This window comes from Burkholderia sp. RS01, from assembly GCF_039748055.1.
Lineage (GTDB): Bacteria > Actinomycetota > Actinomycetes > Actinomycetales > Micrococcaceae > Arthrobacter.
Window position 1 is genome coordinate 11,409 of sequence record NZ_JBDLAK010000027.1, and the last position, 17,849, is coordinate 29,257.

The following is a 17,849-nucleotide window of genomic DNA, read 5'->3' on the forward strand; positions in this document are numbered from 1 at the left end:
GACTACTGGAATAAGGCAATGACCATGACCACTAACTCGCAGACCATCCGACTGACCACCGCACAGGCGGTCGTTAAATACCTGTCCGTCCAACACTCCGTCACCGACGGCGTCCGCCGCCGCCTCGTCCCCGCGGCACTCGGGATTTTCGGGCACGGCAACGTCGCCGGCCTCGGCCAGGCCTTCGACGAACTGGCCGATGACATGCCCTTCATCCAGGGCCGCCACGAACAGTACATGGCACACATCTCGACCGCGTACGCCAAGGCAAGCCGCCGCCAGTCCGTCCTGGCCGTCACCGCGTCGATCGGTCCCGGCGCCTTGAACCTGGTGACCGCGGCGGGACTGGCCACCGTCAACCGGGTCCCGCTCCTGCTCCTGCCCGGCGACACGTACGCCACCCGCCACCAGGGCCCGGTCCTCCAGCAGCTTGAGCACCCGACCGAAGCTGACGCAACCGTCAACGACGCCTTCCGCCCGGTCTCCCGGTTCTTCGACAGGATCACCCGTCCCGAGCAGCTCCTCACCGCCCTTCCGCAGGCGATGCGCGTCCTCACCAGCCCCACTGACACCGGTGCCGTGGTCATTTCACTTCCCCAGGACGTGCAATCCCACGCGTACGATTTCCCCGCAGACTTCTTTGCCCCCAGGGACTGGAAGATCCGGCGTCCGCTGCCAGACCCGGAAGAGGTCGACGACGTCGCCCGGCTCATCCGCTCGGCTGAGCGTCCGGTGATCATCGCCGGCGGCGGCATCCACTACTCGGATGCCCACGCTGCGCTGGCACGCCTGGCGGGCCAGGTCGGAATCCCGGTAGTGGAAACGTTCGGCGGCAAGGGCGCCGTCGCCAAGGACGAATGGTGGCAGGTGGGCGGTGTTGGACTTGAAGGCAATTTCGCATCCAACACCCTGGTCAAGCAGGCGGACCTCGTACTCAGTGTGGGAACACGCCTTACCGACTTTGCCACCGGCTCGCAGTCCATCTTCGAACACGACAACGTCAAGTTCGCAGCACTGAACGTCGTGGACGCCGATACCCGCAAGCAAGGTGCCACCGGAATCCTCGCGGATGCCCGCCTCGGACTCGAAGCCCTCGCCCTGGCGCTCGAGGGGCACAGCACCAGCGAAGCCTGGCAGGACACGGTCCAGACGGAAAAAGCCCTCTGGGCCCCCATCCGCACCCAGTGGCTGGACGCAAACACCGCCTACAACCCTAAGGATCACCCGCACGCACCCGTCACCGAAGCGGTCCTCACCCAGCCGCAGCTGATCGGACTCATGCAGGAGCACGCACGCTCCGGCGACACGGTCATCGCTGCTGCAGGCGGGCCTCCGGGCGACCTGCAGAAGGTGTGGGACGCGACAGGGAACCGCAACTGCCACCTGGAATTCGGATTCTCCTGCATGGGCTACGAAATCGCCGCAGGCATGGGCGTCCGGCTCGCCGAAGGCAACAACGACAACCGCGTCGTCACCTTCATCGGCGACGGCACCTTCCTCATGGCACCCACGGAGATCCTCACAGCAGCCCAGGAAGGCCTGAACGTCACGGTCATCGTCTCTGAAAACCACGGCTACCAGGTCATCCACCGGCTGCAGATGAACCGCAGCGGGCGTGAGTTCGGCAACGAATTCCGGTACCGCACCACCGGCGGCAGCGTCGCCGCGGAGGACGCCCCGAAGGCACGGCTCGACGGCGATTACCTCAAGGTCGACCTCCGCCAGGTCGCCGAAGGCCTGGGCGCCCTCGCCATCCGAGCCACCACGGCGGCCGAGGTCCGCGAGGCGCTGACCTCGACCAGGGACACCCAGGGCCCGGTAGTCATTGTGGTGCCCACGGTCCCTCACGTCGACCTGCCCGGCGGTGACGTCTGGTGGGACGTTGCCCCCGCGGAGGTGTCCGGCCAGGAATGGGTCAACACCCTCCGCGCCGAATATGAGCAGGCACGCGGCCGCCAGCGGTGGTTCGGATGAGCCACGGACCACTGAATTCAGGGCTCCTGCGCCGGCGCCTCGCCGAAGGCGAAGTCACCGTCGGCACCTTCGTGGGCATGTCGTCGGCCACGGCCGCCGAAGTCTGCGCAGCGGCAGGCGCCGACTGGGTGCTGATCGACCTTGAACACGGCTCCGGAGGCGAAGACGCGGTCAGGGACGGGGTCGTTGCGGCCGGAAGCTACGGCGTCCCGACCATCGTGCGGGTCGAGTCCGGCGACCGGATCCGCATCGGCCGCGTCCTGGACCAGGGAGCCGCCGGGATCATGGTTCCACGGCTGACCACAGTGGACCAGGCCGCCGAATCCGTCCGGCACATGATGTACCCGCCCTACGGCGACCGCGGCGTGGCCACCTACAACCGCGCCTGCCGCTGGGGCATGGACCGCCGCACGCTCACCGAACCGGACCAGGAAACCCTCGGGGTCATCCAGATCGAAACCCTGGAAGCGCTGGAGGCCGTCGAGGAGATCGCCGCGCAGGACGGCGTCGACGTCCTCTTCGTCGGACCCCTGGACCTCTCCTACGCGCTGGGGGTCCCTCTTCAGCTGGACAGCAACGTCTTCCAGGAGGCCCTGCAGCGCGTCGTATCCGCGGCGCAGCTTCACAACAAGGCGGCAGGAATCCTTGCCGTGGACGGCGTGGGAGCTGCCAAGTATGTCCGCCAGGGCTTCCGGTTCGTCGCCATCGGCTCCGACTCCACCATTATGGCGGCGGCGTTCCGTGACGCCTTCGAAACCGCCCGCAACTGACTAACAACGAACGAAAGGCAAGAACGTGAGCCTAGAATCTCGCACCATCGGCGTCGGCCTCATCAGCGTCGGATGGATGGGAAAGCTCCATTCGCGGGCCTACCAGGCAGTACCGTACGTCTACCCCGAACTTGGCCTGAAGACAAAGCTCGTCATCGCCGCTGACACTGAACCCAGCAGGGTCCAGTTCGCCCGTGACGTCCTCGGATATGCCGAGGGAACCGCCGACTACCACGATGTCCTCAACCACCCCGACGTCGACGTCGTGTCCATCTGCGCACCCAACTTCCTCCACGCAGAGATCGGCATCGCGGCCGCCAAAGCAGGAAAGCACTTTTGGATCGAAAAGCCGGTCGGACGCGGCCACGAAGAAACAGCCGCCGTGCAGGAAGCGGCAGTGGAGGCAGGAGTGCTGACCTCCATCGGATACAACTACCGGCACGCCCCCGCCGTGGAGCACGCACGGGAACTCATCGCCGCCGGGCGCTTGGGGCGGGTGACCAACGTCCGTGCGGTGTTCTTCTCGGGTTACGCCTCCGAACCCAACGGTGCACTTTCCTGGCGTTTCGATCGTAAACTCGCCGGCACCGGCGTGCTGGCCGACCTGTTCAGCCACGCCACCGACCTGTGCCAGTATGTAGTCGGACCCATCGCCGAGGTCACTGCGCTCACCAGCACGGTCTACACGCAGCGGCCAAAGCTCGCCATGGGGTCGGCAACACACTTCGCAGTGATCGAAAACGGTGAAATGGGAGAGGTTGAAAATGAGGACTACGCAGCAGCGCTGGTCCGCTTCGGCCCGTCCGCCCGCGGCGCAGGCGCCGTCGGCACCATCGAGTCTTCCCGCGTCGCCGTGGGCCCCGAGTGCGGCTACCAGATCGAGGTCTACGGAACCGAAGGTTCCCTCAAATGGGACTTTGAGCGCATGAACGAGCTCAAGGTCTGCCTGGGACGCAGCAACGAGGAGCAAGGCTACACCACCGTCAACGCCAGCCCCCGTTACGGCGACTACGCCAACTTCCAGCCCGGACCCGGCAACAGCATGGGCTTCGATGACCTCAAGATCATCGAGGCGAAGAAGTTCCTCGTCGCCGTCGCAGGAGGGGCCCAGGAAAACTCCAACATCCATGATGCTGCCTCCGCGGCTGCCATCGTCAGCGCGGCGGAAGCATCCTCGCTCTCGGGACAGTGGCAGAAGATCGAGGAAATCCACGGCACCACGGCAGCGCGGGTGTAGCAATGGCGACTGCATCCGCCCGGCGGCCAACGATCAAGGATGTGGCCGAACGTGCCGGCGTCTCCAAATCCTTGGTCTCGCTCGTCCTGCGCGACTCACCGCGCGTCAGTGACGAGCGCCGCCAGCGGGTGCTCAAGGTTGTTGAGGAGATGGGTTTCGAGCTGAACCTCGCAGCCCGGTCCCTGGCAACACGGGACAGCGGAACCATCGGCGTGCTGGTCAGCGACATGCACAACCCTTGGGCCTTTGACGTAGCCGACGCCGCCCGGACCGTTCTGGAAGAGGCCGGATACACAGTCCTCTTCAGCGCGGTGACGGCTGCCGGCAGGGGAGTGGACCAATCCATCCTCCAGGCGTTCCGGGACCTGCGCGTGGCAGGCCTGCTCGTGGTCGGAACGGTGCCCGACAAGGCACCGTTCAACCGGGCAGTCGCCGGCGGAGCCGTGGTCTTTGCCGGGGGCGGACCGGACTACATCGACACCGCCGATGTGGTCCGCAGTGACGATACCCTTGGCATGAGCATGGTTGTTGAGCACCTGATCGCCCAAGGGCACGAGAACATCGCGCATCTTGGCGGGCTGGGGGGCTCGGTGGGCCGGGCGCGCGTGGACGGATATTCCGCCGCCATGGAAGAACACGGGCTGGCCCGCCACATCCACGTCGTCGACGCCGATTTCTTCCAGGAATCCGGTTACGTCGCTGCCCAAAGGGCCCTGAGCTCGTCCCGTTCCAAGCACCAGCGCCCCACGGCGCTGGCGTGCATCAACGACCTCGCCGCCTTCGGTGCCATGGCCGCAGCCGACGAACGCGGACTTCAGGTCGCGATCACGGGCTACGACAACATCGCGCTCGGTGCCATGCCCCGGCTGGGACTGACCACCGTTGACCCGGACAGTTCGGGCATCGGCGTTGCCGGGGCGAAAACGCTCCTGAAACGCATCCAGGACCGCGACGCCGGCGGAGGCTTCATCCACCAGCCCATCGTCCCCCACCTGGTGATACGCAAGTCCAGCCTGCTCGGCATCTAACCCCCTTCACACCCATATCGTCACCCCGCGGGCTCCCATGCCCTCGCGGGAGTGCACCCTCACATCTTCAAGGATGACGATGGCTTCCCTAACCACACCCCAAATAGTCGTAGCTCTTGGCAGCGTCGAGGCCGGTCTGGTCGAACCGTTACTGGCTCCTCACCAACAAATGATCCATGACCCCACCGATGAGGAACTCGCCCGGGCCGACGCCGCAATAGTCCGCGCCGCCTACAGGGTGGACCGTGAGCTGCTTGACCGCATGCCCGCCCTGAAGGTGATCGCCAGGACCGGGGTCGGGACCGACCTCGTCGACGTCGCAGAGGCGAACCGCCGCGGCATCCCCGTGGTGATCACGCCCGGCAGCAACACAGCGTCCGTCGCTGAAGGCGTCTTCTCCCACCTCCTGGCGCTCGTGAAGAAGCTGTCGACGCTGACGTCGCTGGTCAGGGACGGCCGATGGGAGGAAAGGTCTGCGGTGGCCGTCGGCGACCTGGAGGGATTCGCCCTGGGCATCATCGGATACGGCCGCATCGGACGCCGCGTCGCCCGGATCGCCGAGGCTTTTGACCTCAAAGTCCTGGCCTTTGATCCGTTCGCAGACGTCCCCGCCGGCATCCGCTGCGAAACTGTTGAAGAACTGCTGAGCCGGAGCGATTTCGTCACCCTGCACGTGCCTTTGACGCCGGAAAACCACAACATCATCAACGCCGAACGCATAGCACTGATGCCTCCCGGGGCTATCCTCGTCAACTGCAGCAGGGGCGGGCTCGTGGACCTGGACGCAGCCCACGCGGCTCTTCTCTCAGGGCACATGGCCGGTCTCGGATTGGACGTCTATGATCCCGAACCGCCGGCTCACCACGACGTCTTTGATCACGAGAACGTCGTCCTGACGCCCCACCTGATGGGTTTCACGCGCCAGGGAATGGTACACACGGTCCGTGACGCCGCCAAGGGCGTCGTGGATGTCCTGGCCGGCCGTTCCCCGGCCGCGGTAGCCGCACCGTGACGAACAGCGGGGACGCCGCCGTCATGATCAACCACCCTCAACCAACCGCAGGCGAATCATCCGCCGGCGGGAAACACGAAAGGACCCCCACCCATGTCCGCTAACCGACCACTCAAGGTTGCGCTCTTCGGCTCCGGCCGCATCGGCCAGGTCCACGCCCGGAACATTGCCGCCCACCCTGACCTGGAACTGGCCTGGATCGCCGACCCGTTTATCAAGGGCGCGCAGGCCCTCGCGGCCACGACCGGAGCGCAGGCCGTGGAAACCGCTGATGAGGTTTTCGCCAACGACGACCTGGACGCCATCATCATCGGTTCGCCCACGAACACCCACGTGGAGCTGATCTCCCGGGCAATGGCCGCCGGCGTCGCCGCCCTGTGCGAAAAACCCATCGATCTGGACATTGACCGGGTCCGCGTGTGCCGGGATGAGATCCGCGGCACCAGGACCCCGCTCATGCTCGGGTTCAACCGCCGCTTCGACCCGAATTTCGCCTCGCTCCGCTCACGGGTTGAGTCCGGAGAAATCGGCCGCCTGGAGCAGCTGACCATCATCAGCCGGGACCCCGCGCCCGCGCCCAAGGAGTACATTGCGACATCCGGCGGGATCTTCCGGGACCAGAGCATCCATGACTTGGACATGGCCCGGTTCTTCGTCCCGGACATCATCGAAGTTTCCGCCACCGGCTCGAATCTGTTCTGCGGCTACATCGAAGAGGCCGGAGACTTCGATTCGGTTGTCATCAACCTGCGCGGCCGCGGCGGTGAGCAAATCACGATCATCAATTCCCGCCACAGTGCCTACGGCCACGACCAGCGGCTGGAAGCATTCGGCAGCGACGGGCTGCTGACTGCCGGCAACATGGCTCCCACCACCGTGCGGAAGTACAGCGCCGCGGGCACCGAAGAGTCCGATGCCTACCTGCCGTTTTTCCTGGAGCGCTACGGCCAGGCCTACCGCAATGAGCTGGACTGCTTCGCGCGGTCCATCCGCGAAGGAACCAGCTGCAGCCCCGGCTTCGATGACGGGGTCATGGCCCTCGTCCTCGCCAACGCGGCCGAGGAATCCGCCAGGTCCGGCCGCGTCGTCAAAATCGGGGACGAGTAAGAATGAACGGCCCACTCCTCGAAGGCAAGGTTGTCCTTGTCAGCGGCGGCACCCAGGGCCTGGGTGCGGGCATTGCCCGCCGGGCAGCGGCCGAAGGCGCCGCCGGAGTCGCAGTGACCGGGCGCAACGCCGACACGGGCGAAAAACTGGCCGCCGAACTGACGAAGTCCGGCGTCGCGGCCCGCTTCATCAAAACCGACCTGGCCGACGTCGAACAGGCCAGGAACTCGGTGCTGGAAACCATCTCCGTGTTCGGGCGGCTTGACTGCGCCGTTAATGCCGCCGGCCTGACCACCCGCGGAACCATGCTGGATACAACACCGGAACTGTTCGATGCGCACATCGCCGTCAACCTGAAATCGCCGTTCTTCATCATGGCCGAAACGGTCAAGCACCTCCGTGAGCGCAAAGCTCCCGGCAGCATCCTGAACGTCATCTCCATCGCCGAACTCGGGGGCCAGCCGTATCTGGCACCGTACGTCGCGGCGAAGGCCGGGTTGGCCGGTGTCACCCGGAACGCCGCACACGCCCATCGCTGGGACAGGATCCGGATCAACGGCCTGGACATCGGCTGGACGGCCACGGACGGTGAAGAACAGACCCAACGGAAATTTCACGGCGCAGGCGACGACTGGCTTGAAAAGGCCAACGCCTCCGTGCCGATGGGCAAGCTCGGACAAGTGGACGAGATCGCCGAATTTGTAGTCTTTCTCCTCTCCAGCAGGAGCGGAGTGGTCACCGGCTCGGTCATTGACTGGGACCAGAACGTACTTGGAGGATCAGATTGAGCACCATCACCAGCCGCCTCGCCGCCGCGCCTATTTCCTGGGGCGTGTGCGAAGTCCCCGGGTGGGGGCACCAACTGGAGGCAGACCGCGTCCTGTCAGAGATGACCGCACTGGGCATCACCGCGACCGAATTCGGCCCGGCGGGCTTCCTGCCGGAGGAAGCCACCGCGCGCGCTGAGGTACTCCAGCGGCACAACCTGCAGGCCATCGGAGGATTCTTCCCGATCATCCTGCATGATGCCGCCAAGGACCCGCTCAAAGCGGTCTCGGCAGAACTGGACGCCTACCAGGCAGCAGGGGCCAGCATCATGGTGCTGGCTGCGGAAACCGGCGTGGCCGGCTATGACCAGCGCCACGAGCTCGACGCCGACGGCTGGAACCTGTTCGGCCGCAACCTGGACACCATCGTCAAGGCCGCCGCCGATCAGGGCATCCAGGCAGTGGTGCATCCCCACGTGGGCACCATGATCGAGACGACGTCGGACGTCAACCGCGTCCTGAACGACACCGCCGCCAACCTTTGCCTGGACACCGGCCACCTCCTCATCGGCGGCACGGACCCCGGGCAACTGGCCCGCGACTACGCCTCACGGATCGGCCACACGCACCTCAAGGACGTGCGCAGGGCCGTCGCGGAACGGGTCCAGAACGGTGAAATCTCCTACACCGACGGAGTCAAGACCGGAATGTATGTCCCGCTGGGACAGGGCGACGTCGGAATCGCCGGCATCGTCCGGAACCTCCTTGAAGCGGGGTACGGCGGCTGGTTCACGATGGAACAGGACACCATCCTGGAAACCGAACCTCCCGGCGAAGGCCCGGTGCGGGATGTCCGGCAGTCCGTGGCGTTTCTCCGGCATTTGGAAGCCGGGCTGGTCACATGAGCGCCGTGCGTTGGGGCGTTCTCACCACCGCCCGCATCGCCCAGGACCGGTTCCTGCCCGCGATGCATAAGGCCCGTAACGCCGCCGTTTCGGCCGTCAGCAGCCCCAACGGGCGCGCCGCCGACGTGGCCGCCCGCTTTGGCATCCCGGCCGCCTACGCATCCCACGAAGAACTGCTTGCCGATCCGGCCATCGAGGCCGTCTACCTGCCCTTCCCCAACGGACTCCACGCCGAATGGATTGTCGCGGCAGCCGAGGCAGGCAAGGACATCCTCTGCGAGAAGCCGCTGGTCGGGAGCCTTGAAGACTACGCACGCGTCGTCGAGGCCTGTGAGCGGAACGAGGTGAACCTGATGGAAGCATTCATGTACCGGTTCCATCCGCAGCACCAGAAAGTCCGGGAGTTCCTCGACGCAGGCCGGATCGGCGACATTGTCTCAATGCACGCCCGCTTCCACTTCGTCATGGACCGCAGCCCGGGAGAGGTCCGGCTGCAAACAGGTCTTGAAGGCGGTGCCATCAACGACGTCGGGTGCTACGCCATCGACATCATGAACATGGTCATGGGCAGGGCGCCGGTCAGCGTCTACGCCAAGGGGACAAGTCCGGCGGACCCTGTCGAGACCACCGTCGCCGGGATCCTGGATTACGACGGAGTCATCGGCACCTTTGACTGCGGCTTCGAAGGGCCCCGTACCAATACGTTCCAGATCATCGGCACCAAGGGCCACATCACGCTCGACAAGGCCTTTGACCCGGACCCCGGGGATCCGGCCCGAGTAACCGTTTCGCTCAGGGACGGCAGCACCGAGGTCTTCGATATCACCGAAGACCCGTTCAAAGTGGAAATCGAAAGGTTCAGCGTCTGGGCCCGCAGCTCAGGCCATGAGGTCATCCACCGGGAACTCACCGAGCAAAACCTGGCCGTCCGGCTTGCCATCCACGAATCCCTCGCCACAGGACTCCCGCGGAGCGTCGAACCGGTGCACGCCGTGGAACACCACCTACTACAGGAGCGATAAGCATGACCATCATCAACCACTTCATCAGCGGCGCCGAGGCCGCAGGCACAGGATCCGGCACCAAGCCGGTCTACAACCCCGCGACAGGCGTGGTTAGCGCGGAGCTGCGGCTGGCCAACCGCGAAGACCTTGACACCACTGTTGCCATCGCAAAGACGGCCGCGGAGTCCTGGGGCGACATCTCCCTGGCCAAGCGGACGGCCGTGCTGTTCAAGTTCCGGGAACTCGTCGCTTCCCATGTGGACGAGCTGGCCGAGCTGATCACCGCCGAGCACGGCAAGGTCCTCTCCGACGCGAAGGGCGAGATCGGTCGCGGCCTGGAGGTCATCGAGTTCGCGTGCGGCATTCCGCAGCTGCTCAAAGGGGAATATTCGGACCAGGTGTCCACCGGCATCGACGTGTTCTCCTTCCGTGAGCCGATCGGCGTCGTCGCCGGGATCACGCCGTTCAACTTCCCGGTGATGGTGCCGCTGTGGATGGCTCCGATGGCCATTGCCACCGGCAACGCCTTCATCCTCAAGCCCTCCCACAAGGTGCCCTCGGCAGCAATGCTGCTGGCGAGGCTCTGGAAGCAGTCGGGTCTTCCCGACGGTGTCTTCCAGGTGCTGCACGGCGACCGCGAGGTCGTCTCCGGCCTCCTAAGCCACCCGGACGTGGACGGCATCTCGTTCGTCGGCTCCACGCCGGTCGCCAAACACATCATGGAAACCGCCACGGCGCACGGCAAGCGCGTCCAGGCCCTGGGCGGTGCGAAGAACCACGCCATTGTGATGCCCGACGCCGACCTCGACAACGCGGCCGACCACCTCGCCGCCGCCGCCTTCGGTTCGGCCGGCCAGCGCTGCATGGCCATCTCCGTGGCCGTCGCCGTCGGTGACGCCGCCGACCTGCTGGTCAAGAAAGTCAAGGAGCGCGCCTTGGACGTCAAGGTGGATATCGGCACCGCTCCGGGCGCCGACATGGGCCCCGTCATCAGCCCCGACTCCAGGAACTTCATCGTCAGGACCATCACCGAGGCCGAAGCCGCCGGAGCCGCCATGGTGGTGGACGGCCGCGACCTCGTGGTTCCCGGCCACGAAGAGGGCTTCTGGGTGGGCCCCACGGTCATTGACCACGTCAAGACCGAAATGACCGCCTACCAGGAGGAGATCTTCGGCCCGGTCCTGGTGGTGGTCCGGGTCGAGGACCTGGAGGAGGGCATTAGGCTCATCAACGCCAACCCGTACGGCAACGGCACCGCCATCTTCACCTCGTCCGGTGCCGCGGCCCGCAAGTTCCAGCGCTCCGTCGACGTCGGCATGATCGGCATCAACGTGCCGCTGCCCGTCCCGGTGGCCTACTACTCCTTCGGCGGCTGGAAGGCGTCGCTGTTCGGCGACAAGCACATCTACGGCCCGGAAGGCGTGTCCTTCTACACCCGCGGCAAGGTCATCACGTCACGCTGGCCCGAAGCGGACCACGCCTCCGGCGCCTCGTATAACTTCCCGTCCAGCTGACCGGGGAACGTACAAAACGCAAGCGGACGACGGCGGGAGGTCCCGCCGTCGTCCGTTCCCGCCTGCCGTTCTTACCTGAGTTGCGGTTGTCTTTAGGCCGGCTGCTCGCGCCGTTCGTGTGTCTGTCCGTAGGGGACATCGCGGCTTACAGCGACGGTGTAGCTGGTGTATCCGTGCTGCGTAACGAGGATGCCGTGGCGGGATTCCTTCATGGCTTGTTGGCGGACGATCTCTACGGCGGCGTTCAGGTCGTTTTCGACGGTGTCGGGGTCGTGGGCGGTGATTTCCAGGACGACGTCCGAGTGGCGCTTGATCATCGTGGTCTCTTTCTCGTCGGGATGTGCCGGGCTCTCAGCGGCAGAGGCTTCCGGGGCCGGGCGTACCCGGAGAGGCGGAAAGCGGTGGTTCGAGAGGGGTTGCCCGGCATTCTCTGATGGGGCGGGGGTGGCCGGCCGTGGTGTCTGGCGGGCTGGATCGGCGGAGGGAATCTCCTGCGGATCTGTAGCCAGTGTGGATGATCAGCGGGCCCCGGCGCAATACAAAGTCGGAAAAAGTCGGCCGTGGCAGTGCCGTGCGCCAGCCGGCGCGGTTGCACCGAAAGGGGTCAGGCCTGGCCGGTGAGGGTCAGGGTGATCAGCACGCAGTTCAGTCCGACGATGAGCGTGGCGCTGGTCCAGCCGGCGATCTTCAGCGGCTTGGAGTCGGTGTGGATGCCCATGACTTCGCGCTTTCCGGTGAGCCGGATCAGCGGGATCAGGGCGAAGGGGATGCCGAAGCTGAGCAGGACCTGGCTCAGGACCAGGGCGAGCGTCGGTTCGATGCCGGCGCCCAGGATGATGAGCGCAGGGATCAAGGTGACGACGCGCCGGGTGAGCAGCGGCACGCGGATCTTCAGCAGACCGCCCATGATGGTGGCGCCCGCGTAGCAGCCCACCGATGTGGAGGCCAGCCCCGAGGCCAGCAGCCCGATCGCGAACACGATGCCGATGGCCGGGCCGAGCGCCGACGTGACGGCGGCGTGGGCGCCGGCGATGGTGTCCGTTCCCTCGATGCCGCGCAGGCTGGACGCGGCCAGCAGCAGCATCGAAATGTTGACGACGCCAGCCAGCAGCAGGGCTCCGACGACATCGAAGCGGGTGGCCCGGATCAGCCGCGTCCGCACGGCCGGGTCTTCGGAGAAGCCGTGTCGGTCCCGCGCCAGGGCAGAGTGCAGGTAGATCGCATGTGGCATCACCGTCGCGCCGAGCATGCTGGCGGCCAGCAGGACCGTGTCGGTCCCCTCGAACCGGGGCAGCAGCCCGCCAAGAGCGCTTCCGGCATCGGGCGGGTTGACGAACAAGCCGGACACGAACCCGACGGCGATGACGCCGAGCAGGATCAGGATGGCGTACTCAAACGACCTCTGGCCCCGGGCTGTCTGCAGGATCAGCAGCAGCATGGAGGCCAGCCCGATGATGAACCCGCCCGCCAGCAGGGGGAGCCCGAAGAGCAGGTTCAGGGCCACGGCGCCGCCGATGACTTCGGCCATGTCCGTGGCACCGGCAACGATCTCGGCCTGGGCCCAGTACAGCCGCCGGCGCCGGGTCCCCAGGCGCTTTCCCATGATCTCCGGAAGGCTCAAGCCGGTGGCGAGGCCCAGCTTCGCCGACTGGTACTGCACCAGCACGGCCATGGCGTTCGCCACCGCCAGCACCCAGACCAGCAGGTAGCCGTAGCTGGCTCCGGCGGTGAGGTTGGCGGCGACGTTCCCGGGGTCCACGTAGGCGATGGCGGCGACAAACGCCGGGCCGAGCAGCAGCAGCCGGGACCAGACCCGGGTGGCTGCCGGGCGTACCTGAAGTGTCGTTGTGGCCATCATCGGTCCTCGTCATCGGGGCATGCTGATAGGACGAGGATAACGCGAATTTAGGGATACCGAAAAGTAGCGTTTCGGACGGGCAACATCTCCTAGACGCCGCTCGGCACTGTGCTGAGCGGAACGTCGAGCTGGCCGAGCAGGTCAGCCCTGCAGGCGTTGGCGGTAGTGCCGCGGGGTTTCGCCGGTGTCGTTAAGGAAGTGCCTGTTGAAGTTGGACAGGTTGGAGAAGCCCACTTCGTAGCAAATGTCCGAGATGGCCTTGTCCGTCCGTTCCAGCAGGCGCCGCGCGTGGGCCAGGCGGAGTTTGCGCACCAGGTCGCTGAAGTTTTGCCCGGTGGCGCGTTTGAAGTACTTCGAAAACGTCGGCTCGGGCATGCCCACCAGGGCCGCCGCCTCGGACATTTTGACCGTCCCGGCGTGATTGGTGAACACGTACTCAAGGACGATGTCCACGACGGCGGCCGCCTGCCCGTCCAACTGCGGCCTGAACCATTCGTCGGCCAGATAGCGCCGCTCCTCCTGCGGTGCGCGGGTGAGGATCGCGAACAACTTAAAGAGATGGTGAAGCCGCTCCAGTCCCGTCGATGTGCCCATGGCTTCGATGGAAGCGGCAGCGTTCTCGGCGGAGCGGCCAAGGAACTCGATCCCGCGTGCGGACTGCTCCAGGAGTGGATTGACCTGAGCCAATTCGGGAACAATCGAGGCAGCCTGCAGGACCCACTTGCCGTCGAACTGGATAACGGCATCGCGGCCCTCAAGGACCTCGCCGGGCTCGAGGTCGCTGACCCAGTCGTGGGGAAGCCCCGACCCCACGATGGACACATGCCCGGCCTCGAACGTTCCTATGTGGTCTCCGACGATGAATTTGCCGGTGCCTTTCCGGATCAGGTGGATCTCGTATTCGGGATGGTAGTTCCAGCGCGCCAGCGGACTGGGGTAGTCATGCTCATGCCACCGGACTGACTGGTTCGGATCCGCCGGGATTACCTCCCTGTTGGCGCGCATGCCCAGCAGCCGCTCGGCAAGCCTCGCCGACGCGCCATCGTGCGGATCTGATGTAACCACAGCCGTACTCCTGCATCCCGGGTCATGAAATCTGGACATCACCGATGGTGATTTCTCCCAGAGTACCGCCTGGGCGGACGGCGGGCCGGGAAAATTAGTATCAGAAATTGGCAAGCAGGGCGCTAGTTGTGGGGCAGCGCACAAGCCTAATCTTGAGGAACATCAGCGCGGCACTCGGAAATTCCGATCAAAAGCCCCGCTCCAGTCCGGTACTTCGACACAGCAGTCGACGTGCAGTGGCTGCGCACCCCATGAAGAACGAAGGAGTCCTTAATGCGCCCGAAAATACGTGCAGCCTCACTGGCGGCCGGCGCCCTGTGTATCGCACTTTCTGCCTCTGCCTGCTCCGGTGCCGGCGGCGGCACGGCGGCAGGTGACCAGAACAGCATCAATGTCCTGATGGTGAACAACCCGCAGATGGAAGACCTGCAGAGGCTCACGGCGGACAATTTCACCAAGGACACCGGGATCAAGGTGAACTACACGGTCCTGCCGGAGAACGATGTCCGTGCCAAGATCAGCCAGGAGTTCTCCAGCCAGGCCGGCCAGTACGACGTCGCGTCCCTGTCCAACTACGAGATTCCCTTTTACTCCGCGAACAACTGGCTGGCGCCGCTGGACAATGTGGCCAAGGACCCGGAGTTCAACCAGGCGGACATTCTTCCGGCCTACACGGCGTCGCTGACCGGAAAGGACGGCAAACTCTACGGCGAACCGTTCTACGGAGAGTCCTCCTTCCTCATGTACCGCAAGGACATCTTCGATGCCAAGGGCCTGACCATGCCGGAGAAGCCCACCTGGGACCAGGTGGCCGATCTTGCTGCCAAGGCCGATGGCGCGGCTCCGGGCATGAAGGGCATCTGCCTGCGCGGCCAGCCCGGCTGGGGCCAGGTCTTTGCGCCGCTCACCACCGTGGTCAACACCTTCGGCGGCACCTGGTTCGACAAGGACTGGAACGCGAAGGTCAATGCCCCAGAATTCACCGAGGCGACCGAGTTCTACACCAAGCTGGTGCGGGAGCACGGTGAAGCCGGCGCGGCCCAGGCGGGGTTCACCGAATGCCTGAACAACATGAGCCAGAGCAAGGTCGCCATGTGGTACGACGCCACCTCGGCCGCCGGCGCCCTGGAGGCCGCAAGCTCCCCAGTCAAGGGAAAGATCGGCTACGCCCAGGCTCCGGTGAAGAAGACCGATTCTTCCGGCTGGCTGTGGACCTGGTCCTGGGGCGTGCAGGCAGCATCGAAGAAGCAGGACGCTGCCGGGAAGTTCATTGCCTGGGCCAGCTCGAAGAAGTACGAGGAACTGGTCGCCTCCAAGCTCGGCTGGGCCAAGGTTCCGTCCGGCAAGCGCATCTCCACCTACGAGAACGCCGAGTTCCAGAAGGCCGCGCCGTTCTTCAAGGCCGAACGCTCCGCCATTGAAAACGCCGATCCCAAGAACCCCGGCGTCCAGGAACGCCCGGTGGTGGGCATCCAGTTCGTCGGCATCCCCGAGTTCGCCGACCTTGGCACCACGGTCTCCCAAGGTGTCAGCTCCGCCATCGCAGGGCAGGGCTCTGTAGCCGACGCCTTGGCCAAGGGCCAAGACGCCGCACAAAAAATCGGCGACAAGTACAAGAAGTAACAACCCACACCAACCGGTTCCGTGGCCCGCCCGGGGCGGGCCACGGAACCGCAGGAGACCAAACATGACTACCGCAACAGCGCGCATCTCCCGCCCCGGGACCAGCGCAACCAAACCTTCCAAGAACGCCAGGGCCCGTGAACGTGCTCTGGCCTGGGCCCGGCGTGCGCCGTTGCTGCCGGCCCTGATCTTCCTCATCATCGTCACCCAGCTTCCGTTCGTGGTGACGCTGATCATTTCGTTCCTGAACTGGAACAGCCTCCGCCCCGACCAGACCGGCTTCGCCGGCTTGGAGAACTACATCCAGGTCCTCACCAACGCCGACCTGCGCCAGGCCATCTTCACTACGATCATCCTCACCGTCTCCGTCGTCCTGGCCAGCCTGGTCATCGGCCTCGGACTGGCCCTGCTGCTGGACAAGAAGTTCATCGGCCGTGGCCTGGCCCGGACCCTACTGATCGCGCCGTTCCTCGTGGTCCCCGTGGCCGCGGCACTGATCTGGAAGCACGCCCTCCTGAACCCCACTTACGGCCTGATCAACGGCACCCTGACCTGGATCTGGTCCCTCTTCGGCAGCAACACCCCGCCGCAGCCGGACCTGCTGTCCCAGGCGCCGCTGATGGCGGTCATTGTCTCGCTCGTCTGGCAGTGGACGCCGTTCATGATGCTCATCCTGCTCGCGGGCCTGCAGTCCCGGCCCATGGACACCGTCGAAGCGGCCCAAATGGACGGCGCAACGCCGTGGGACATCTTCCGCCACCTCACACTGCCGCACCTGCGCCAGTACGTGGAACTGGGCGGACTGCTCGGAGCCATCTACATCGTGCAGAACTTCGACGCCGTCTTCACCCTCACCTCAGGTGGGCTGGGCACCGCCAACCTGCCCTACGCCATCTACCAGACGTTCTACTTCGCCAACGAATACGGCCTGGCATCAGCCGCCGGCGTCGTCGTCGTCATCGGCACCATCGTCGTGGCGACCTTCGCCCTCCGCACCGTTTTCTCGCTCTTCAAGAAGGAGGCAGCACGATGAGCACCCTCACCCCTGCCGCACCCCAGAACTCCGTCCCCGGCCCGACCGCCCTCAACAGCGGATCACGGCGCAGTAGATTCGGAAAGTTCGGCGGCAAGTCCCGGATGGACCCCACCCGGAACAACACCGCCGCCGGCATCGCGGCCTGGCTGCTGGCCCTGCTGTTCGCCGCCCCGGTCCTGTGGATGATCCTGACCTCGTTCCACTCCGAAAACGATGCAGCCACCAACCCGCCCTCCCTCGCGGCGAACCTCACCCTGGACGCCTACAAGGAGTTCTTCGGCGCCAGCTCAGGCGTCAGCCCGTGGCCGCCGCTGATCAACTCCGCCACCGCCTCCATCCTCTCCACCGTGCTGGTGCTGGTATTGGCCATCCCGGCCGCTTACGCCCTCTCGATCCGGCCGGTGAAGAAGTGGACCGACGTCATGTTCTTCTTCCTCTCCACCAAGATGATGCCGGTGGTCGCCGCCATCCTGCCCCTCTACCTTTTCGCGAAGACCACCGGCGCCCTGGACAACATCTGGTTCCTGATCCTGATGTACACCTCCATGAACCTGCCCATCGCAGTCTGGATGATGAGGTCCTTCCTTGCCGAAGTGCCGGTGGAAATGCTCGAAGCAGCCCAGATCGACGGCGCAAACCTGCTGCTGACCCTGCGCAAGGTCATTGCCCCGGTGGCGATGCCCGGCATCGCGGCCACCGCGTTGATCTGCTTCATCTTCAGCTGGAACGAACTGCTGCTGGCCCGGGTCCTCACCGGGGTGGTGGCCGGCACCGCTCCGGTCTTCCTGACCGGCTTCGTCTCCAGCCAGGGCCTGTTCCTCGCGAAAGTCTGCGCGGCCGCCGTCGTCATTTCCCTGCCGGTGCTGTTTGCCGGCTTCGCAGCCCAGGACAAGCTCGTCCAAGGCCTCTCCCTCGGCGCCGTCAAGTAACCGGCCATCCCCACTTCGAT

16 protein-coding genes are annotated in these 17,849 nt (G+C 65.3%); 13 read left to right on the top strand and 3 right to left on the bottom strand.

The genetic code is table 11. From position 1 onward, the window contains the following. Window positions 1-24: 24 nt before the first annotated feature. From iolD to ABFP37_RS19930, 10 genes are all read left to right on the top strand, one after another. The gene (gene iolD, locus ABFP37_RS19885; RefSeq protein WP_347034675.1) at window positions 25-1,974 is read left to right on the top strand and encodes a 3D-(3,5/4)-trihydroxycyclohexane-1,2-dione acylhydrolase (decyclizing); all 1,950 of its coding nucleotides are present in this window, start codon (window positions 25-27) and stop codon (window positions 1,972-1,974) included. Continuing rightward, window positions 1,971-2,744, top strand: coding sequence for an aldolase/citrate lyase family protein (locus ABFP37_RS19890; protein WP_347034676.1), 774 nt, complete (start codon window positions 1,971-1,973; stop codon window positions 2,742-2,744). Before iolD ends, ABFP37_RS19890 begins: the two co-directional genes overlap by 4 nt. A 25-nt stretch (window positions 2,745-2,769) precedes the next feature. Further along, the gene (locus ABFP37_RS19895; protein WP_347034677.1) at window positions 2,770-3,981 is read left to right on the top strand and encodes a Gfo/Idh/MocA family oxidoreductase; all 1,212 of its coding nucleotides are present in this window, start codon (window positions 2,770-2,772) and stop codon (window positions 3,979-3,981) included. Between the two features lie 2 nt (window positions 3,982-3,983). Then, window positions 3,984-5,009, top strand: a complete 1,026-nt coding sequence (locus ABFP37_RS19900; RefSeq protein ID WP_347034678.1) for a LacI family DNA-binding transcriptional regulator — start codon at window positions 3,984-3,986, stop codon at window positions 5,007-5,009. Window positions 5,010-5,088: 79 nt separating this feature from the next. After that, entirely contained in the window at window positions 5,089-6,021 is a 933-nt protein-coding gene (locus ABFP37_RS19905) for a hydroxyacid dehydrogenase (protein ID WP_347034679.1), read from the top strand. Window positions 6,022-6,114: 93 nt separating this feature from the next. Further along, on the top strand, window positions 6,115-7,128 hold the full coding sequence (iolG, locus tag ABFP37_RS19910; protein WP_347034680.1) for an inositol 2-dehydrogenase: 1,014 nt from the start codon (window positions 6,115-6,117) through the stop codon (window positions 7,126-7,128). A gap of 2 nt (window positions 7,129-7,130) precedes the next feature. Further along, a complete protein-coding gene (locus ABFP37_RS19915) occupies window positions 7,131-7,916 on the top strand; it encodes an SDR family oxidoreductase (RefSeq protein WP_347034681.1) in 786 nt (261 codons plus the stop codon). Beyond that, the gene (locus tag ABFP37_RS19920) at window positions 7,913-8,800 is read left to right on the top strand and encodes a sugar phosphate isomerase/epimerase (RefSeq protein ID WP_347034682.1); all 888 of its coding nucleotides are present in this window, start codon (window positions 7,913-7,915) and stop codon (window positions 8,798-8,800) included. The genes ABFP37_RS19915 and ABFP37_RS19920 overlap by 4 nt, the downstream gene beginning before the upstream one ends. Continuing rightward, complete coding sequence (locus tag ABFP37_RS19925; RefSeq protein WP_347034683.1) at window positions 8,797-9,822, top strand: Gfo/Idh/MocA family oxidoreductase; 1,026 nt, start codon at window positions 8,797-8,799, stop codon at window positions 9,820-9,822. The genes ABFP37_RS19920 and ABFP37_RS19925 overlap by 4 nt, the downstream gene beginning before the upstream one ends. A 2-nt stretch (window positions 9,823-9,824) precedes the next feature. Then, window positions 9,825-11,318, top strand: a complete 1,494-nt coding sequence (locus ABFP37_RS19930) for a CoA-acylating methylmalonate-semialdehyde dehydrogenase (RefSeq protein ID WP_347034684.1) — start codon at window positions 9,825-9,827, stop codon at window positions 11,316-11,318. A 92-nt stretch (window positions 11,319-11,410) separates the two neighbouring features. On the opposite strand, the gene ABFP37_RS19935 is transcribed toward ABFP37_RS19930, so the two are convergent. From ABFP37_RS19935 to ABFP37_RS19945, 3 genes are all read right to left on the bottom strand, one after another. After that, the gene (locus ABFP37_RS19935; RefSeq protein WP_078026862.1) at window positions 11,411-11,635 is read right to left on the bottom strand and encodes a hypothetical protein; all 225 of its coding nucleotides are present in this window, start codon (window positions 11,633-11,635) and stop codon (window positions 11,411-11,413) included. A 287-nt stretch (window positions 11,636-11,922) separates the two neighbouring features. Beyond that, on the bottom strand, window positions 11,923-13,173 hold the full coding sequence (locus ABFP37_RS19940; RefSeq protein ID WP_347034685.1) for an Nramp family divalent metal transporter: 1,251 nt from the start codon (window positions 13,171-13,173) through the stop codon (window positions 11,923-11,925). A 144-nt stretch (window positions 13,174-13,317) separates the two neighbouring features. Continuing rightward, window positions 13,318-14,241, bottom strand: a complete 924-nt coding sequence (locus ABFP37_RS19945) for an AraC family transcriptional regulator (RefSeq protein WP_347034686.1) — start codon at window positions 14,239-14,241, stop codon at window positions 13,318-13,320. 273 nt (window positions 14,242-14,514) lie between these two features. On the opposite strand from ABFP37_RS19945, the gene ABFP37_RS19950 reads away from it, so the two are divergent. The 3 genes from ABFP37_RS19950 to ABFP37_RS19960 all read left to right on the top strand — a co-directional run bounded on the left by ABFP37_RS19950 (window position 14,515) and on the right by ABFP37_RS19960 (window position 17,829). Next, window positions 14,515-15,864, top strand: coding sequence for a sugar ABC transporter substrate-binding protein (locus tag ABFP37_RS19950; RefSeq protein WP_078026864.1), 1,350 nt, complete (start codon window positions 14,515-14,517; stop codon window positions 15,862-15,864). A 64-nt stretch (window positions 15,865-15,928) separates the two neighbouring features. Then, window positions 15,929-16,897, top strand: coding sequence for a sugar ABC transporter permease (locus ABFP37_RS19955; protein WP_347034687.1), 969 nt, complete (start codon window positions 15,929-15,931; stop codon window positions 16,895-16,897). After that, the gene (locus ABFP37_RS19960; RefSeq protein ID WP_078026866.1) at window positions 16,894-17,829 is read left to right on the top strand and encodes a carbohydrate ABC transporter permease; all 936 of its coding nucleotides are present in this window, start codon (window positions 16,894-16,896) and stop codon (window positions 17,827-17,829) included. The genes ABFP37_RS19955 and ABFP37_RS19960 overlap by 4 nt, the downstream gene beginning before the upstream one ends. Window positions 17,830-17,849 lie beyond the last annotated feature (20 nt).